At 44.7% G+C, this 19611-nt stretch carries 15 protein-coding genes and 1 tRNA gene; 1 reads left to right on the top strand and 15 read right to left on the bottom strand.

All coding sequences use genetic code 11. From position 1 onward, the window contains the following. Positions 1-2: 2 nt before the first annotated feature. The 9 genes from rsgA to RCH61_RS01950 all read right to left on the bottom strand — a co-directional run bounded on the left by rsgA (position 3) and on the right by RCH61_RS01950 (position 11602). A complete protein-coding gene (gene rsgA / locus RCH61_RS01990) occupies positions 3-902 on the bottom strand; it encodes a ribosome small subunit-dependent GTPase A (protein ID WP_306479743.1) in 900 nt (299 codons plus the stop codon). 27 nt (positions 903-929) lie between these two features. After that, positions 930-3002, bottom strand: a complete 2073-nt coding sequence (gene pknB / locus RCH61_RS01985) for a Stk1 family PASTA domain-containing Ser/Thr kinase (protein WP_306479742.1) — start codon at positions 3000-3002, stop codon at positions 930-932. Further along, on the bottom strand, positions 2999-3742 hold the full coding sequence (locus RCH61_RS01980; protein ID WP_178006507.1) for a Stp1/IreP family PP2C-type Ser/Thr phosphatase: 744 nt from the start codon (positions 3740-3742) through the stop codon (positions 2999-3001). Before RCH61_RS01980 ends, pknB begins: the two co-directional genes overlap by 4 nt. A gap of 10 nt (positions 3743-3752) precedes the next feature. Further along, positions 3753-4799: a 23S rRNA (adenine(2503)-C(2))-methyltransferase RlmN gene (gene rlmN, locus RCH61_RS01975; protein WP_306479741.1), complete on the bottom strand. Its 1047-nt coding sequence runs from the start codon at positions 4797-4799 to the stop codon at positions 3753-3755. 119 nt (positions 4800-4918) lie between these two features. Further along, a complete protein-coding gene (locus RCH61_RS01970; protein ID WP_178006929.1) occupies positions 4919-6367 on the bottom strand; it encodes a 16S rRNA (cytosine(967)-C(5))-methyltransferase RsmB in 1449 nt (482 codons plus the stop codon). Beyond that, positions 6367-7377, bottom strand: coding sequence for a methionyl-tRNA formyltransferase (gene fmt / locus RCH61_RS01965; RefSeq protein ID WP_178006927.1), 1011 nt, complete (start codon positions 7375-7377; stop codon positions 6367-6369). Before fmt ends, RCH61_RS01970 begins: the two co-directional genes overlap by 1 nt. Then, positions 7374-7874 (bottom strand): peptide deformylase, encoded by a 501-nt coding sequence (gene def, locus RCH61_RS01960; RefSeq protein WP_178006925.1) that lies wholly within the window; start codon positions 7872-7874, stop codon positions 7374-7376. The genes fmt and def overlap by 4 nt, the downstream gene beginning before the upstream one ends. A 21-nt stretch (positions 7875-7895) precedes the next feature. Continuing rightward, entirely contained in the window at positions 7896-10115 is a 2220-nt protein-coding gene (gene priA, locus RCH61_RS01955) for a replication restart helicase PriA (protein WP_178006924.1), read from the bottom strand. Positions 10116-10135: 20 nt separating this feature from the next. Next, complete coding sequence (locus tag RCH61_RS01950) at positions 10136-11602, bottom strand: UDP-N-acetylmuramoyl-L-alanyl-D-glutamate--2,6-diaminopimelate ligase (protein WP_306479740.1); 1467 nt, start codon at positions 11600-11602, stop codon at positions 10136-10138. A gap of 314 nt (positions 11603-11916) precedes the next feature. Between RCH61_RS01950 and RCH61_RS01945 the strand changes: the two genes are divergently transcribed. Beyond that, the gene (locus RCH61_RS01945) at positions 11917-13308 is read left to right on the top strand and encodes an amino acid carrier protein (RefSeq protein WP_178006933.1); all 1392 of its coding nucleotides are present in this window, start codon (positions 11917-11919) and stop codon (positions 13306-13308) included. A 90-nt stretch (positions 13309-13398) separates the two neighbouring features. Here RCH61_RS01945 and RCH61_RS01940 read toward each other — a convergent pair whose 3' ends face one another. The 6 genes from RCH61_RS01940 to RCH61_RS01910 all read right to left on the bottom strand — a co-directional run bounded on the left by RCH61_RS01940 (position 13399) and on the right by RCH61_RS01910 (position 19543). Then, on the bottom strand, positions 13399-15288 hold the full coding sequence (locus RCH61_RS01940) for a dockerin type I domain-containing protein (RefSeq protein ID WP_178006920.1): 1890 nt from the start codon (positions 15286-15288) through the stop codon (positions 13399-13401). Between the two features lie 201 nt (positions 15289-15489). Continuing rightward, entirely contained in the window at positions 15490-16158 is a 669-nt protein-coding gene (locus RCH61_RS01935) for an HAD family hydrolase (protein WP_178006918.1), read from the bottom strand. Then, positions 16151-16798: a xanthine phosphoribosyltransferase gene (locus RCH61_RS01930; RefSeq protein WP_178006916.1), complete on the bottom strand. Its 648-nt coding sequence runs from the start codon at positions 16796-16798 to the stop codon at positions 16151-16153. Before RCH61_RS01930 ends, RCH61_RS01935 begins: the two co-directional genes overlap by 8 nt. Before the next feature lie 140 nt (positions 16799-16938). Beyond that, entirely contained in the window at positions 16939-17613 is a 675-nt protein-coding gene (locus RCH61_RS01925) for a YesL family protein (protein WP_178006914.1), read from the bottom strand. A gap of 107 nt (positions 17614-17720) precedes the next feature. After that, positions 17721-17791, bottom strand: a tRNA-Gly gene (locus RCH61_RS01920). A gap of 453 nt (positions 17792-18244) precedes the next feature. Then, positions 18245-19543: a putative ABC transporter permease gene (locus RCH61_RS01910; RefSeq protein WP_178006480.1), complete on the bottom strand. Its 1299-nt coding sequence runs from the start codon at positions 19541-19543 to the stop codon at positions 18245-18247. Positions 19544-19611 lie beyond the last annotated feature (68 nt).

Raw genomic sequence — 19611 nt, 5'->3', positions numbered from 1 at the left:
CTTTAATATCTCCTTTTTTCCTGTAATTCACGGTACATCGCAACATAATCGTCATACCGGATCTTGTGTATCTTTCCTTCTTCTACCGCCTGCTTTACCGCACAGTCCGGCTCGTGCACATGGTCGCATCCTGAAAAACGGCACGTTCCTTCATATGGCTCGAACTCCGGGAAATAATATTTTAACTGTTCTTTTTCAAAGTCATTAACATAAAGGGAACTAAACCCCGGAGTGTCTACAATATACGAACCGTAATCTGTTATGTCTTCCTCTTCTTCCAAAACCAGAAGTTCCGAATGTCTTGTCGTATGCTTTCCTCTGTCGATCTTCCGACTGATACTTCCGGTTTCCATCGTCACTTCCGACTGCAGAAGATTGATCAGCGACGACTTTCCCACTCCCGAAGGTCCTGCAAGAACGGTTGTCTTCCCATACAGGATCTTCTTCACTTCTCCGATATTCCATCCTTCTTTTGCACTGGTGAAAAAGACCGGGTACCCGCACGATCTGTAAACTTCTTCCATCTTGGAAATATCGTCCTCTTTTGCGATATCGGATTTGTTGAAGCATAAGATCACGGGGATCTTTTTCTGTTCCATCATTACGAGAAAACGATCGAGAAGATTAAAATGCGGTTTCGGTTTCGTCACTGCAAATACGACAAGCGCCTGATCGATATTCGCCACTGCCGGACGGATAAGTTCATTTTTCCTTGTAAGAATTTCCCTGATATTGCCTGTTTTTGTATCTTCGTCCAAAACTTCTATTTCTACATTATCTCCGACAAGCGGCTTAACGCCGTCTTTTCGGAAAATGCCTTTTGCTTTACATTCATAAACACCGGATTCTACTACATGGACGTAGTAGAATCCGGCAATCCCTTTTACAATTTTACCTTGCATATTTTATAAATTCCCTGTCAGTCCCGATCACTCATAATCTCCGAAATCTCCGCCGTTTTCAGGATCAGTCGGGCCTGACTGTGATCCTTTGCTGACAAAATAATATACTTGTGTTCCTTTTTCCACTTTTGTACCGGCTGACGGAGTTACACTATAGATCGTTCCGACCGGAGTATCGCTGTAATCTTCTCCTCCGTATACCGGAACAAATCCAGCCTCAGTCAGCACTTTGACCGCCGTGTTTTTCTCCATTCCGATCACATCACTTGGAATTGTGGACCATTCTGTTTTTGATCCAAGTGTTATAGTATATTTTACTGTTGTACCTTTCTTTACTTTTGTTCCTGCTTCCGTTTCCTGCGCAACAACCGTTCCTGCCGTTCCGCCGGCATACTCTTCCTTAGGACTTCCTTTCAGTCCTCGTTCTTCCAACGCGGCGGCGGCCTGCTCTGCCGTCATGTTCAAAAGAGACGGCACTTCTACTTTATCTTTTTCAGGATCTTTGCCTTTACTGATAATAAGCTGAACACTTGTGCCCTCATCAACCTGCTCTCCCGGAGCCGGTGTGGAGCTGACTACATTTCCCATTTCAACTGTATCGTCATAAACTGCCTCACCTTTTGTCACTTTCAGTCCGACATCTTGAAGCATTCTTTCTGCATCTGCCTCTGACTGATTCACAACGTTCGGAACGCTTACCTTTTTCGCCGCTTCTCCGCTGCTGATTACAACCGTAACAGTTGAATTCTTTTTCACTTTCTTGCCTTTTCCCGGATTCTGACTCTTAACTTCGCCCTTTTCATATTCATTGGAAGGCTCCTCTTTGTCAGCCTTTTTAATACCAAGATTTTTCTTCTTAAGCTCCGCCTGAGCGTCCTCGAATGTCATTCCGCGTACATCCGGCACCGTCACCGTCTGTTCTGTCTTCGTTGACAAGCCTGCTCCTTTGAAAAATCCCGCCGCATTTCCGACAAGGAACAAAATCAACAATGCGATCACGACTCCGGCTACGATCATCAAAATCTTCATGATCCGTTTCGTGTCAGGGTTCACATCCTTTTTCTTCCGTCTGTCATTCTGACCACGTTTTCTGTCATTATAATCGTCGTCATAATCGTCGTCATAATCATCGTCGTAATCATCGTCATCATCGTAGTCAGCGTCATAATCATCATCATAACGGCGTCCCTGGATCTGCTCTAATTCCTCAGCAGACATAACCATTGTACGGTCTGTCTCTGCGCCTGCTCCGGCGCCGAAAACAACGAAATCCCCGTTCGGCTCTACAAGAGATCTTTTCAAATCCATAAGCAAAGACGCGCAGTCCGCATAGCGACGTCCCGGATTCTTCTGCGTACATTTCATAATAATACACTCGAGACTGTACGGAATGTTCGGAACTTCTTCAGCCGGAGATGTGATCTCTTCCTGAAGATGCTTCAATGCAACGGATACGGTTGAGTCTCCGTCAAACGGTACATGACCTGTGATCATTTCATACATCGTGATTCCGATCGAGTAGAGATCACTCTTTTGATCCACAACTCCGCCTCTTGCCTGCTCCGGTGATGTATAATGAACAGAACCCATAACGCTCGTACTGATCGTCTGCGTAGAAGTCGTCGCACGGGCGATACCAAAATCTGTCACTTTTACTTTGCCGTCTTTTGAAATGATAATATTCTGCGGCTTAATATCTCTGTGGATAATATGATGATTATGCGCCGCCTGCAGTCCGGTTACCATCTGAATGGAAATACTGATCGTCTCTTTCGCTGAAAGTCTTCCTTTTTTCTTTATATAATCTTTCAGCGTAATTCCTTCCACAAGTTCCATTACCATGTAGTACAGACCTCGATCCTGACCGACATCATATACATTTACCACATTCGGATGCATCAATCCTGCTGCCGCCTGTGCCTCGCTCAAAAACTTCTTTATAAATACCTGATCCGAACGGTAGTCGCTTTTTAATACTTTGATTGCAACATAACGGTTTAATTTACGGTCTTTTCCTTTGTAAACATCTGCCATGCCGCCCGACCCGATCCGTCCGAGTATCTCATATCTTTTTCCTAAGCAAACGCCCTCTTTAATCATAATACACTCACCTCATCTGCAAACGGTTCTATAAGGACGACCCCTATATTATCTGTACCGCCGTTTTCTTTTGCTGCCTCTACAAGAGCCTGACCTGACTCTACAATATCTCTTCCACCCTGCACAATATGGAAAAGTTCCTCATCCTCTACCATATTGCTTAAACCGTCTGTACACATCAATATGATGTCTCCCCGTTTCAGACGGTGCTCATAAAAGTCTACCTCTACATCGGCTTTCGCGCCGATCGCTCTCGTAATAATATTTTTATCAGGATGATGCTTGGCTTCTTCCGGTTTGATCCCGCCAAGCCTTACCATTTCTTCCACAAGGGAATGATCTTTTGTAAGCTGCTGAATGCCTTGATTGATCAGATACAAACGGCTGTCTCCTACATTTGCAAAATACATCATCTGATTTGAAATCGTTGCAGCTACAACCGTCGTTCCCATTCCTTTGAGATGTTCGTCTCTGGAAGCTTCTTTAATGATCTCCCTGTTTGCCGCTTTGATCGCGCTCACAAGACTCCTCTCAATATCTTCACCTTCACTCATCGCCAATTCCCTGTTGAGCACTTCAACCGTATACTTGGAAGCATAATCTCCAGCCTGATGTCCTCCCATACCGTCTGCCACCACAAAGAGATTCTGAAGAATTCCGAGAGGTCTGTCCGTTACATAGACATAATCCTGATTCACTTGTCTTACCATTCCTACATCTGTTATCGAAAATGTTCTCATACGCTTCTCCTTAATCCTCGTTCATTGTCTCTTCCTCGTAGCGCCGTCTAAGCTGACCGCACGCTCCGTCGATATCCGAGCCCATTTCTCTTCTTATAGTAACATTAATTCCGCTTTTTTCAAGTTTATTTTTGAAATTCAAAGCACTTTTGCGGCTTGGACGCTGAAAAGAACGCTCCTTCACAGGGTTTACCGGAATCAGGTTCAGATGACAGTTGCGAGGGGCAAGAAGCGCTGACAGCTCTCTTGCATCTTCATCTGTATCATTCACCTGATGCACAAGACTGTACTCGAATGTAACCCTGCGCCCTGTCTTTTCAAAATAAGTATCACAAGCTGAAAGCACTTCTCCTAATTCATACTTATTCGCAACAGGCATCAGTTTTCTCCGTTTTTCCTGGGTAGAGCCGTGAAGAGAAAGCGCCAGCGTAATCTGCAGATGTTCCTCTGCCAGTTCCAAAATTCTTGGCACAATCCCGCATGTGGAAACTGTCACATTCCGCTGACTGATATTCAGTCCGTGTTCATCTGTCAGTATATGAATGAATTTCAAAAAATTATCATAATTATCAAGCGGTTCCCCTGTTCCCATGATAACGATATTCGAAACCCGCTCCCCGATAATTTTCTGGATCTGATAAATCTGACCGAGCATCTCAGATGCCGACAGATTCCGTTTCAGACCTCCGATCGTTGATGCACAAAAGGCACACCCCATACGGCATCCCGCCTGTGAGGAAATACATACCGAATTACCGTGCTTATATCTCATAAGAACGCTTTCCACCATATTCCCGTCATGCAGACGAAACAAAAACTTGTTCGTTCCATCCAGCTTTGACTGCTGACGTTCTGCCATCTCCACCGGAAAAATGTCATATTCCTCCGCAAGTTTCTCCCTCAGCTTTACAGACAGATTCGTCATCTCGTCAAAACGATCTGCAAGCTTCACATGCAGCCACTCATACACCTGTTTTGCCCGAAACGGCTTCTCCCCCAGATGCTCCATCTCTTTTTTTAATTCTTCATATTCATATGCCCGAATATCTTTCTTCATTCTCATACTTCCCTTTTTTCATTTTTCGACGCCGTCCTGCCGCTTCTTTGCTTATCGCCGCTTTACAGCCGCGCCGCGCGTTCTTTCATTTTCAGACAGCGCTGCCCGATCCTGCCTTCTTAACCTTTCTTCCGCATCCGCGCAATAAAAAATCCGTCGCTTTTATGAACTCCGGGCAAAAACTGAATACATCCTGTCTCTGTCACACTTTCCCGCAATTCGGCGCACAAGTCTTCCCTGATATCATCTGCATAAAATTCCGGAAATTCTTCCAAAAACCAATGTACGTTCTCAACATTCTCCTTTGGATTCACAGTACATGTGCTATAGAGAAGTTCCCCTCCGGGTTTTACATAAGAAGCCGCACAGGAAAGGATCTTCCGCTGAAGCTGGACAAGACTCTCGATCCCTTCCAAAGACGCCTTATATTTCAGATCTGTCTTCCGGCCGAGTACTCCAAGACCGGAACAGGGAAGGTCGGCAATCACAATGTCCGCCTTTTCTGCCGACTTCTCATCATACGCAGACGCGTCCTGACAAACTGCCGTCACATTGTGAAGTCCCATACGTTCTATATTTTCCTCGATCAAAGACACTTTATATTCCGTCAGATCGCGGGCTTCCACATGACCGGAACATCCGGTCGTCTCTTCCTTGTCCTTCTCTTCCTTGTCCTTCTCTGTTCCGCTGCCCTTTACTGCGTCTGTTTCTGTTCTGTCTTTCTTGCGTTCTTCCATCAAAATCCGTTCTGCAATGTCAAGCGCCTTTCCGCCCGGAGCCGCGCACAGATCGATGACCTGAGCGCCTGCCTGCACATGCGCCAGTTCTCCTACAAGCATCGAACTGATATCCTGCACGACAAACAAGCCTTCCCGAAACACCGCTAAAGACTCCAAATAGTCATATTTTGAGATAAGAAGCGCATCCCGAAGATAAGGATGCTCTTCCACAGAAACATTTTCTTTTTCAAGCCGTTCTTTCAGTTGTTCAGGCGTGATCCTGCTTCTGCAGCACCTGATCGTTGTCGGCTTTTCTGTCTGAAAATCTTTCAGCATCGTCTCGATCAAAGGAAGTTCATACGTTTCTTTCCATAATCGGATGATCCATTCCGGACAGGAATACTGTACTGAAAGACGTTTGATCGGATCTGACGGATACTCTACCTGACCGATCCCTTTTGCGATGCTTCGCAATACGCCGTTTACATATCCCCGCAAACCGGAAAAACCTTTCCTTACCGCCAGCTTCACCGATTCACTGCAGACCGCATGATCTGGAACACTGTCCATATATTTGATCTGATAGACCGCGCTTCTTAAAAGAGCCCGGATAAACGGCTTCATCTTTTTTACTTTTACTTTCGAGAACTTATCGAGAATATAATCAATCTCTGTCATATGTTCCAGCGTGCCTTCTGTAACCCGAGTGATAAATGCTCTCTCTCTTTTTTCAAGATATTGATATTTTGCCAAAACTTCTCTTAATACGATATGGCTGTATCTGCCGTTTTCCGTCACTTCCATAAGGATCGCGACTACGATTTCTCTTTCATTGATCGCCTTTGCCATTATTCTCTCCCAAATACCGAGCCTTCTTCCAGTGCATATCCTCGCAGGAATGCACCTGTATCCATCCGTTTCTTTCCGGGCATCTGCACTTCTAAAACACGGAGCACTCCGTCTCCTGTCTGTACGCAGAACGAATCTTTTTCCACGGAAACTACCGTTCCCGGCATTGTGTTCCATTCATTTTTTTCTTTGGTCTGTCCGATCTGTTCTGTCCTGTCCTGACCGTTATCCCTTGTGCTTTTTCCTTTTTGTCCCTGAGGCTCTGCCTGTGCTTTCCAGATCTTCATCACTTTGCCGCCTGTATGCGTATATGCGCTCGGCCATGAATTCAACCCGCGCACAAGTCGCTCGATCTGTACCGCCGTCTTCGTCCAGTCAATATCTCCGAGATCTTTCGTAAGCATTTTCGCATAGGCAGTCGGACTTTCCGGCTGCTTTTCAAACACTGCCGTTTTCTTTTCTATAGCATGCAATGTCTCCACGCAAAGCGCCGCGCCTGCTTCTGCCAACTTATCATGAAGAGACTCTCCTGTCTCGTCTTCTGCGATCGGAATTTCTGTTTTGAGGATCATATCCCCGGTATCAAGTCCTTCATCCATCTGCATCGTCGTTACGCCAGTCACGGTCTCCCCTTCTATGATCGCCCACTGGATCGGAGCCGCTCCACGGTATTTCGGAAGCAAGGACGCATGAACATTAATACAGCCGTAAGGTGTCATTTCAAGAATCGCTTTCGGCAGGATTTGACCGAAAGCAACGACAACCATCACATCGGCATTATATTTTCTCAATTCTTCCACACATTCAGCATCGCGCACCCGTTTCGGCTGATACACAGGAATACCATGCCTGACCGCCGCTTCCTTTACCGGAGTAAACTGCATTTCCTTCCCTCTGCCTTTCGGTTTATCGGGCTGCGTCACAACCAGACACACATCATGCCCGGCCTCTACAAGCGCCTCCAGAGTTCCGACCGAAAAATCGGGGGTTCCCATAAATATTACTCTCATTCTTCCACTCCTTCTGTCTCTTCCTGATCTTCATCATCATAAGATACTTCATGAAGTCCGTCTTCTGCCAGTCCTACATATAATTTTCCGTCTAAATGGTCGATCTCATGGCAGAACGCCCTCGCAAGCAGTCCTTCCCCTTCCATTTCAAACTCATTCATATTTTCATCGAACGCCCGCACCTTCACATAGTTCGGTCTTGTAACGATCCCGAATTTTCCGGGAACGCTTAAGCACCCCTCTTCTCCCGTCTGCTCTCCTGATGTCTCGATGATCTGAGGATTGATCAAAATGATCGGGCCTTCGCCTACATCGATCACCACGATTCTTTTCAAAACGCCGACCTGCGGAGCTGCGAGTCCAACGCCATTGCTTTCATACATTGTCTCAAGCATATCTCCGATCAATATTTTCGTGCGAAGCGTCATCTTCGGTACTGCCTTACACTGTTTTTCTAATATATCGTCTCCGATTTCTCTGATTGCTCTGATTGCCATTTTTCTCCTTCTTTCTATCCGTTACATTGGATTAAAATCAAATTGTATTCTCATTTTATCAAAACCCGAATTGATCTCAATATATTTTTCTGTCCGGTCTTTGAGCACGACAAGATCATTGTAGTGTGCCGTTTTTACATAAATCACTCTCCGATAAACGTCGTTAATCTTCTCAATCCCCGGACTTGCCGGACCGATCACGGATGCCTCGATATTCTTCTTTGCTTTTATCATATATTCTTTTAAATACTTACACCCTGTTTCCAACAGCGCCTCGTCTGTGCATGATACAAATACCGCCAGAAGATGCTCTGTCGGCGGATACCCCATCAATGTTCTGTATCGGATCTCTTCTTCATAGAAAGCCTCGTAATCCTGCGCCGCAGATGTCACGATCGCGTAATGATCCGGGCTGTATGTCTGAATGACCGCCTCACCTTTTTTCTCACCCCGGCCCGCTCTTCCGACCGCCTGCGTCAAGAGCTGAAACGTTCGCTCGCCCGACCTGTAATCGTCCGTATAGAGCGACATATCCGCCGCCAAAACACCGACCAAAGTCACATTCGGGAAATCATGTCCCTTTACGATCATCTGCGTTCCAACAAGAATATCTGCCTCTTCATTTGCAAATGCTGACAGGATCTTCTCATGAGAATCTTTCTGCCGGGTTGTATCCATATCCATGCGCAGTACCCTTGCCCTCGGGAAAATCCGTTTCACAATGTCCTCGATCTGCTGTGTCCCTGCGCGAAACTCTCCGATATGATCAGAACCGCATTCAGGACATGTTTTCACGCGGGAACTCTCATACCCGCAGTAATGACACCGCATCTTTCCGTCTCTGTGAACAGAAAGCGACACATCACAGTGCGGACACTTTACAACATGACCGCATTCCCTGCAGGAAACAAACCCCGAATAGCCTCTCCGATTTAAAAAGAGCATCGTCTGTTCGCCTCTTTCAAGCCTTTCTTTCATCAGTTCCTGCAGTTTTTCACTGAGGATAGAACGGTTTCCCTTCTTTAATTCTTCCCGCATATCCACGGTATAAACCTCTGCCGGACTCTGCATTTTCGAACGGTTTTTCATTTCAAACAGAACATACTCGCCCCTTTTCGCCCGATACATCGCTTCCATTGACGGGGTCGCACTCCCGAGAACAACGCTCGCATTTTCTGTCTGCGCCCTTCTCTGCGCTGTCTCCCTCGCGTGATATCTCGGCGTCTGTTCGCTTTTATAAGTCGGCTCATGCTCTTCGTCGATGACGATCAGTCCCAGATTCGGAAACGGTGTAAACAACGCTGATCTCGGTCCGATCATCACATCCACTTCCCCGGCTTTTGCCCGCATCATCTGATCGTATCTTTCTCCTGCAGATAGTCTGGAATTCATCACCGACACGCGGTCTTTAAATCTTCTGTAAAACCGCATCACGGTCTGATATGTCAGCGCGATTTCCGGAATCAGAACAATCGCCTGCCCGCCCTGATCTACAACAGACTGTATCATTTCCATATAAACTTCTGTCTTTCCGCTCCCCGTAACACCATGGATCAAATACGTTTTCCGAACGCCGTTTTCATAGTCGTGGCAAAAGCTGTCGATCACCTGCCGCTGTTCTTTGTTATAAATCAGATTCTGATCTTGAACGATTTCCCCATGAACCGGGTTACGGTACACCTGCTTTGATTCCACAGAAAGAACGTGCTGTTCTTCCAGCGCACGGATCACCGGAGCCGTAATATTGAGTTTTTTTCTGACAAGTTCATAATCCAGAAGAGGATCGTCAAGAAGCGCCGCCATCAGACGCGCCCTTGCTTTCTGATTCTTTTCTAAATAATAATGAAGCTGACGTTCTCCGGTTTCTTTGTCGAGCAAAAGTCTGAGCTGTCTTTTCACTTTTGCATTTTCTTTCTGCTTAATCGGAAGAACGGTCTTTAATGACTGGAGCATTGTCCCGCCGTAATTTGATTTCATCCACGCAGCCAATGCGATCAGTTTTGCCTCAATTTCCACACTGCTGCGTGAAATATCAATAATCTCCTTCACCTTTGCAAGATCATAATCACATGTATCCGTCAGTGCAGTTACATACCCTTTCGTCTCACGGTTTCCCTTTCCAAAAGGAACGACCACTTCCATGCCCGCCTCCAGTTCCTGCTCCAACCGCTCGGGTATCCGATATTGAAAGATCTTATCCAGTTTTTCATGTTGAATATCTATGATTACATCCGCAAACAATCTCAATCCCCTTATCTTTCTTACTTTTCCCGAAGTTCTTCCAGCACCTCAGCGATCAACACTCTCTCATCCATCGGATATTTTACCCCTTTGATCTCCTGATAATCTTCATGGCCTTTCCCAGCCAATACGATTACATCACCTGTCCGTCCATGTTCGATGGCATATTTGATCGCTTCTTTTCTGTCGCAGATCTCCACATACTCTCCGTCGGTCTTTGCAATTCCGATCTTAATATCATTGATGATCTCCTGAGGCTCTTCAAACCGCGGGTTATCAGATGTGATGATCGTAAGATCTGCCAGACGTCCCGACACTTCGCCCATCTCATATCTTCTGTCTTTCGAGCGGTTTCCTCCGCATCCGAACAGACACACAAGACGCTTCGGATTGTATTCTTTTAATGTTGTAAGAAGGCTTTCCAAACTCATCGCATTATGAGCATAATCGATCATCAATGTAAAATCATCCGACACTTTTATCATCTCAATACGGCCTTTTACTTTCGCCGTTTTAAGCACTTCCGTTATCTTCTCAGACGGAACTGCGAAATGGCGGCACACTGCAATCGCAGTCAACGAATTATATACGCTGAATTTTCCGGGTATATCGATCTCTACATCAAAATCCGCCTGCCCCGTCACATGATATGAGACGCCCAAATATCCCGGTCTGGATACAAGTTTTACATTTTCTGCCCGCAGATCCGCTTTTTCCGAAAATCCAAACGTCTCTGTTTTACATACTGCATTGCGGAAAACATCTTCAAAATACGGATCGTCTATATTTGCAATGCCAAATCTGCACTGCTGAAACAACAGTCCTTTGCATCGCTTATAATCTTCAAAATCTTTATGCTCGTTCGGACCGATATGATCTTTCCCAAGATTCGTAAAAATACCGATCTCGAACGGGATTCCAGCCGTCCTGTGAAGCATCAGTCCTTGAGAAGAAACTTCCATAACAACACTGTCGCAGCCTTCTTCGACCATCTGTGCAAAATACTTCTGGATCGTAAACGATTCCGGCGTTGTATTTGCCGCAGGGATTGTTTTATCCCCGATGATCGCCTCGATCGTACCGATGAGTCCGACTTTATGTCCGACCCCTTCCAAGATAGACCGGATCATATACGTTGTCGTTGTCTTCCCTTTCGTTCCTGTAATCCCGATCACTTTCAGCTTCTCAGCCGGATATCCGAAATATGCCGCAGACATCAGCGCCAGCGCATACCTTGTATCTTCCACCCGGATCACGGTCACGCCCTCCGGCGCTTCGATCTCACGTTCTGCCACGACTGCCGCCGCACCTTTTTCCACTACGTCTGCAACATACTGATGTCCGTCAGAAACCGCCCCGCTGATACAGACAAAAACAGATCCTGACTCTACCTTTCTCGAATCATTGACTAGCGTTGTCACTTCCGTTTCAGCGCTGCCTTGAACGGCTTCATATTCTAACCGTTCCAACAATTTGCTTAATTTCATACTCCAAGCCTCCCGATTTTATTTTCCTATTGAAAATCGATCTTTTGACACCTTTATAGAATAACACAAGAAGCGTTTTGTTGCAAAACAAACGTTTCCCGCTCTTAAAAACTCGTGTCTTCCAATCGGCGATACCCTTCAAAACAGCGCGTTTTTATAGACAAATTTGTAATTTTACTATATAATTAGACGGTATGTGTACATTTTCGGTGACATCAGTCCCGCTTTGTTGTTCTCACACCGAAATGTCTCTGATCTATTTGCAATTTTAGGAAAGAGAGGGAAAACTATTGTTTACAGATTTTATTACAAACATGATCAACTCACTAAGTGATCTGCTCTACAGTCACATTTTGATCGTACTGCTTCTCGGAGCAGGTATCTTCTTCACGATCAAAACAAAATTTGTACAGATCCGCATGTTTATCGAATCCCTTCGTGTTGTCGCACAACCGGGCAGTGATAAAAACGGACTTTCTTCCTTTCAGGCTCTTATGGTATCAACCGCTTCCAGAGTCGGAACAGGAAATATCGCAGGAATCTCAACAGCAATCTGCCTCGGCGGATCAGGAGCAGTCTTTTGGATGTGGCTTACCGCTCTTCTCGGAAGCGCGTCTGCATTTATCGAAAGTACGCTTGCTCAGATTTACAAACACAAAGCAAAAGACGGAAGTTCTTACGGTGGTCCGGCATACTATATTCAGGCTGCCTTGAAGAGGCGCTGGATCGGCATCCTTTTCGCAGTTGTTTTGATCCTGACTTATATGGGCGGATTTAACCTTGTGGCATCTTTCAACATCGCAGACTCTTTCCGTGTCTATTCTTTCTTCAATCCGAAATGGACTCCGATCATCGTCGGCGCGATCCTTGCAGTTGTGTTCGCTTTGGCTATATTCGGAGGAAGCAAGAAGATTTCACAGATCACGGAAGTACTCGTTCCGGTAATGGGTATCTTTTACCTTGCAGTCTCTTTGTTTATTATCTTGAAACATTATCAGCTTGTTCCTGCAATGTTCGCAAGCATTTTTAACAATGCGTTTGACGTACAGGCAATCTTCGGCGGGTTTGCCGGTTCCTGCGTCATGCATGGTATCAAGAGAGGACTTTTCTCCAACGAAGCCGGTGTAGGATCTGCTCCGAATGCAGCGGCAAGCGCGGCAGTCTCCCATCCGGTAAAACAAGGACTTGTGCAGATGCTTTCCGTTTTCATCGACACGATGCTGATCTGCTCCGCAACAGCATTCATGCTTCTTTGTTCCGGTGTAGAGCCAACCTCTAAACTGGCAGGCATGCCGTGGGTTCAGGCAGCCGCTTCCAATTCACTTGGAAATTTCGGTACGATCTTTATCACGATCGCACTTTGTCTGTTCGCATTTACAACACTGATCGGAAACTTCTACTATGCAGAAATGGGACTGAAATTTCTCTGCGGCAGAAAACCTCCAAAGGCGCTGATCAATACGTTCCGTGTCATCGCCGCTGTCATCGTACTGGCAGGCGCGACAATGGAGTTCAGTATCGTATGGAATACAGCCGATGTACTCATGGGATTGATGGCTTTGATCAACCTTCCGGTTATCCTCATCTTATGTAAACCGGCAATTCAGGCAATGAACGATTATACAAAGCAGAAGAAAGCCGGAAAAGATCCGGTCTTCAAAGCTGCAGATATTCAGTTAAAAGACAAAACTGATTTTTGGAATTAAACATACATAACAGAGAAACCGGGGCAGCCTTTTTGGCTTCCCCGGTTTTTGAATATGGAATGCTTTTTGTTTATCTCATTTTGTCTTATTTTATAACTCTGTTATTTTCTTGCAGACATATCTCAAAATCTTTCTCAGATCTTCGATTGTTACTTTTTCATCTCCTGTTACATCTCCGGCTTTCCTCTGTGTTTCTGTCAGTTCAGTCTTTTTACAGATATATCTCAACGCCGTACGGACATCTCCGATATCAACCTTCTTGCTGGCATCTATATCGCCTCTGATATAGTCCTGCGGCTGATTCAATTCGTCGATCTTTGCAAGAAGTGTTTCGCAATTTGTTTTTACTTGCGAAAGGATTGTTCTCTCTTCTTCCGTTGCATTTCCAACTGCTGTCGTTGCATCTTTCAATGTATTTCTCACTAACTCTTCATCTGTGACTTTTACTGTATCCGTTGACAGATGCGCGATCCTCTGCTGCAGGTCAGAACAAGGATTAACCGTTATTTTACAGCTTACACTGTTTCCGTTCCGATCCGCTGCCACGATCGTGTACTCTTTCTTCTGATTGTTTTTATTATCTGCCGAAAGAGAAATCTCCCCTTCCGCTTTTTCCCCGTTTACAGTAACCGATACAAGATCGTTATCCGCGTCGCTTACCGTTACTTTCTGTGTGGCATAATAATTCCCGCCATTTTCAACTCCTGCAATAACCGGCGCTGTTCCCTTTGGTTCTTCATATCTGCTTGAAGCGATCTTCAAAACAGAATCATTGCCTGTTCCATACAGAGCTTTCATACGGTTGTCATAGCTGAATCTGATTGACTGATTATAGTAAGCCGTAGTAAACACATAACCGTTTTCGATGCTTCCATTTTCCGTATCCCATGCCATGAACAATCCGCCGCGCTCACCCGCTGTTCCATTATCGCTGTTCGTCACATCTACAAGGTAGTTTCCGCCTCCGATCGTCACAATATTCCACATATGTGCGCCTGCTCCTGTACCGCCGTCCATCACACCGGTCACGCTGTAGCAGTTATATTCAGGATCGCGGAAATCGCTCATATCACATAAATACTGGAACGCTTTCGAATATCCTTCACATACAACATTCGTACTTTCGTCTCCGTCAAACACATAGATCATCTGCCACGGATCTCCATAAGATACACCCTCACCCAGAGCATCATAATTATATGATGTGAGATCACAGATTTCCTCTTTATAAGACTCCATCTTCTCATAATCTTTTTCATCTTTATGGTTCTCTATAATTTTCCGTGCATTCTCTGCCGCTGCAACTGCCGCTCCGGTCTTCTCACTGTCAACTGTATATTTCGCATTGTACTTTTCATTAACCTCCGGTCCCGCGTAAGCATCTACAGCCGGAAAACTTATAGTAAGCTGCACAGCCTCTTGTCCTGAAGGATCAACACTGCCCCAGTAGTATGAAGGGCCGGTCTTGTCATACCAGTACAAATCATACGGGCAGTCTGCAAGCAAAGCCGCGATCACTTTATTGAAATCAAATCCTTTGAACGCGCCATCATATGTAATCCCCTGTCCTTTAACCGGGATCGTAAAACTTGTAGACACATACTGTCCTGACGGCTGACTGCCGTCTGCTTCTTTTCCGTCCGCAATATTTGCAACCATTTTTTTCAGTTCATTATATACATATTTATCAGCTCCGGTCAGAACATTCTGTCCGATATTGCCGTAAACCGCAGGCGTACTGTAACTTTCGCCCTCTTCACCGTAAAACACCTGCTCTACATATTGAGCAAACAATTCCTCGTTTTCCGGAATCTGACCCGCATTCGGAATCACACTCTGCCCTTGTACTTCCACAACTTCACCGTCTGCTGCAAATCCCTCTGCATGAACCGTTCCCATTCCACCTGCTGTCATTGGCAATGCCGCAATCATTGCCGCTGCAAGAACAAAACTAATCCCGCCTCGTACTTCCTTTTTCATTTTTCGCCTCCATAAATTTCTTTAATCCTCTTTGAGCTGCATCGTAATTTTTCATCACAACTATATAATTTTATCACAAATTTAAACATCTCGAAATAATCTTGAAACAATCTTTTATTTTTTGTATACTTTTTTAATTTTCTTCTGATTTCATAGCCTTTTTCACGAAATACAGCTCTGTCTTATGTTCAATATGGCAAATCATCCCCAGATCAGCTCCACTGCCTGTCCGAGATGTTCTGCCTGTTTCCATATAAATGGCTTCACTTCTTCCGGAGGCTGTACTAGATCCGGAACAACAATCACACGCATTCCTGCAGCGTATGCCGACCGAACTCCCGAAGGCGCATCTTCCAGCGCAACCGCATTTTCCGGATCGACACCGATGCTCTCACAAGCTTTCAGATAGATCTCCGGCGAAGGTTTCCCTTCCGTCACAGTATCGCCGAATACTTTACCGTCAAAATAACGGTACAGTCCTGCTCTTTTCAGCGACTGTTCTGCATGAGCCTGTCGTGAAGACGTTGCCAATCCAATTCGACATCCATGCTCCTTCGCAGCCTCCAGCAATTCTTCAGCGCCTTTTTTTACCTCGATTCCTTCTTTATCCGCAATCTCATAATAATATTCCCTAGTCATCTGCGCGAACTTATCCATCGGAAAATTTGGATCGACATTCTCTTTAAAATATTCTGTTCTCCGCTTTAAATTAAATCCCACTGTATTGTAAATATGATCCCCAAAATTTTCATATCCAAGCAGTTTCCCCACATGATCCCATGACCGCTTTACAACCTTTTCCGAGTCAAGAAGAAGTCCGTCCATGTCAAAAACCAGCCCCTTCACAGAGACCGGTTTTTCCTTAATCAAGAGTCGCACTCCTGCACTGTTCACATTTTCCTGTAGTTCTTCCCACATCCTTTTGTTCTTCCTGACTGCGAAACGTCACCGTTCCGGTTGACGCATCCATTCCGTCAACAATCGCCAAAGACTCGAGCTGGAAACCAAGATTTCGAATTATTCTTCCTCCTGACTGGAAGCCTTTTTCGATTGCAATCCCGATTCCTTCCACCGTAGCGCCTGCAGACTGAACGATCTGGATCAGCCCTTGCAGAGCACATCCGTTTGCAAGGAAATCATCGATAATAAGCACATGATCTTCCGGGGTCAAAAATTTCTGAGACACGATCACATGATTCTTGCATTTATGCGTAAAGGACTCCACTTCTGCCACATACATTTCCCCATCGAGATTGATGCTTTGAGACTTTTTGGCAAAAACAACCGGCACATCAAAATGCTGCGCCGCCACACAGGCGATTCCAATTCCTGACGCTTCAATCGTAAGAATCTTATTGATTGGTTTCCCTTCAAAACGCCGCTTAAACTCTGCGCCCATCTGATCTAACAGCTTAATATCCATCTGATGATTCAGGAAACTGTCAACTTTCAGTACGTTTCCTTCTTTTACAACTCCATCTTTTACAATGCGTTCTTCTAAAAAATTCATCTTCTGCTCCTCTCATTTTCCTGTTGTACAGCTTCTTCCTGTATTTTTCTTTTCTGTATTTTTGTTTTCTGTATTTCTATGATTACCGAAATTTTTCTATAATACCCGTTTCTTTTTTCGATAACGCTTCCCGACTTTTATCAGTTGTCACCTTTTCCACCGGACGCAGTTCCTTCTTCAGCATCATCTTCCGACTTTTCATCAAACACACGGAACACGCGTCTTAAAATGTGAGAATTTACAAATGCAAGCAATCCCGTTCCGATCAAAATCCACACCGGAATCACCAGCATCATAATCCCTGTATTCCACCAGGACAGAACAACAGCTCCGACAGTCAGCGCCGTCATTAATAATGTATAAGGAAGTTTTGCCACTGTCAGAAGAAGGGCATTTTTCAATGTAGCTTTGACAGTATTCTCATATCTGGCAGTCAGGGCAAAAGAATAGATTGCCATCGAAACAAGGAAGAAAGAAAGCAGCAGGAAAATACTTTTAAACGCCATCCCCATTGTTCCCGGCATCATACCGGACACCCTGTAGTCAATAAAACAAACACCTCCGAATAAAAGAAGAATGAGCCATATGATCGTACTCTTTTTAAACTCGGACTTAAAGGCATTGAGAAATCCTTTAAAAATATAACCTTCTTCATTTTTCACAAGTTTCAACATAACTGTATACAACGCTGTTGTCGATGCTCCGATCGTAATAATCGGAAGGGAACAAACAAGCCATAGAACATTCAGACTAACGATGTCGCAGACCTTTGAAAGCACCCGCATAATACCGCTGTCAGTAACATCACCCCGCATGATCCGCCTCCTGCTTTCTTCTATATATCATAAAATCATCCTCATTGTAGCACAGAAAAGCCTGTATCACACAGGCTTTTCACATCTTCTTTTGGATAAAAAAATAGAGCGGGTGATGGGAATCGAACCCACGTATCCAGCTTGGAAGGCTGGTGTTCTACCATTGAACTACACCCGCGTCATCTCTGACACAAGTAGTATATTACCACATGTCAAAACTAATTGCAAGACTTTTTTTATATTTTTTTATTTTTTATTTTATATTTGATTTTTGACATAATCTCTGCTATAAAATTATATATATTTTTGTATTTTAAATTACCTTATATGAAAGCAATTTACAGATGAAAGGAGTTGTCTTACTTGAACCTGTCACAGATCGCACGTTTACAATCTTTGAAAAAACATTTAGAAATATTCCAAAAAAATCATCCGAAATTCTCATCCTTCTTGAACGCAGCTGCACATAACGCTTTGGAAGAGGGCACTGTAATCGAAATCAACGTCACTTCCCCTTCCAATAAGAACTATGTCACAAACATAAAATTAAAACAGGATGATTTAGACTTTCTGCGCGAACTGCAGTCTCTGAATTCCAGATACTGATATCCCCTTTCCTTACAGGCAGCCTCTATTTTGCCAATTTCAGATTCTCATACCGCTTCTCAATAAACTCATCTGAAAAATATTCGTCCAGCATTTCTGCCACAACCCCTGTTCCTTTTTTCCCGTTCTGCCGCTCGCCATACCGCGCCAGCGCCGCAAAGGACACAGCCATATCTGCAGCCAGAAACAGAAGTAAAATCGAACAGAGGACACGCCCCATCTTCTTCGGCAGCCGCTCGATCTGTTTTGACAGAAACGGATACACGACCTTCATCCATACAACAGCCGCAAATCCCCAAAAGAAGCAGTACAATAAGTTAATCCTTCCGCCGAGATTAAACGGAATCTTGCTGTAATCCCAAAACACGGTCCCGAACGCAATTTCTGTAAACACACTGCATATGTATTCGTAAGCGCCTCCAAGCACTGTTCCGAAAAGAAAGATAGACCAGTTGCTTTTCTCGCGATATCTGTACAAGATCCATGTCAGCAGCGCACAAGCAATCCCCCATACGATACTGAACTGACCGAACACGAGACTGCTGCGGCTCATAAGCCGTCCTGTCGTGATCAGGCAGAAAATCGTCTCTACAATATCGCCTATAAACGCTCCGATAATAAACAGGCTTGCAAGTTTAAAAAATCCGCAGCCTTCTGCGAATTTTTCTTCCTGTACGGCATCTTTTTCCTTCTCAATATTCGGAAACGCCTTTACCAATCTGTTTTGAATCCGCTTCGTCAGTGCATTTTCAAGAAATTTGGACGTTTTGTGAAGTTCTTCTGTAATCTGTTCGATCCGTCCTTTTTTTCTCTTCAATTCAAGCACCGCTATACCGGAACCAAAACTATCTGCAACAAGCAGTCCAAAAAATACCCATAAGAGAATCTCACCGATCAAGCCTGGAATCATATTGACAAGACCGCACAAAAATGGATTCAGAAAATAGATCATCAATACACTGCAAATTCCCCAAAGAACTGAGTTACGCAGACAGATATATCCGTCCAAATGAATTTTCTGATCCGAATAATCCCACCATTTTTTATGAAGGATCTTTTCCATCAGTCTTCCGGTAATGTATTCTACAAATGAAGTAACGATCATTCCTCCGAGAAACAGAAAGAATGGATTACTCTCCAACTCAGGAAGAAAGACAGCTACCGCAACAGCTCCCGTTCCATAAACCGGACAAAGAGGTCCTGCAATAAATCCGCGGTTGACGAATTTATGTCTGTTTACCGCCGCCACGATTACCTCGCCGCACCATCCGATAAATGAATAGATAAAAAAGATCCATGCAAGCTCATATATTGTATATACCATATTTTTTTCTTTTGAATTCCTTTCCCGCGCACCTTTTCCGCAGTATTAGTATTCACCGCTTCGGATGA

Source organism: Mediterraneibacter sp., assembly GCF_030825015.1.
In the GTDB taxonomy this organism is placed as follows: domain Bacteria; phylum Bacillota; class Clostridia; order Lachnospirales; family Lachnospiraceae; genus Mediterraneibacter.
The sequence above is the reverse complement of the archived record's forward strand: the minus strand, read 5'-3'. Positions and strand labels throughout refer to the sequence as shown.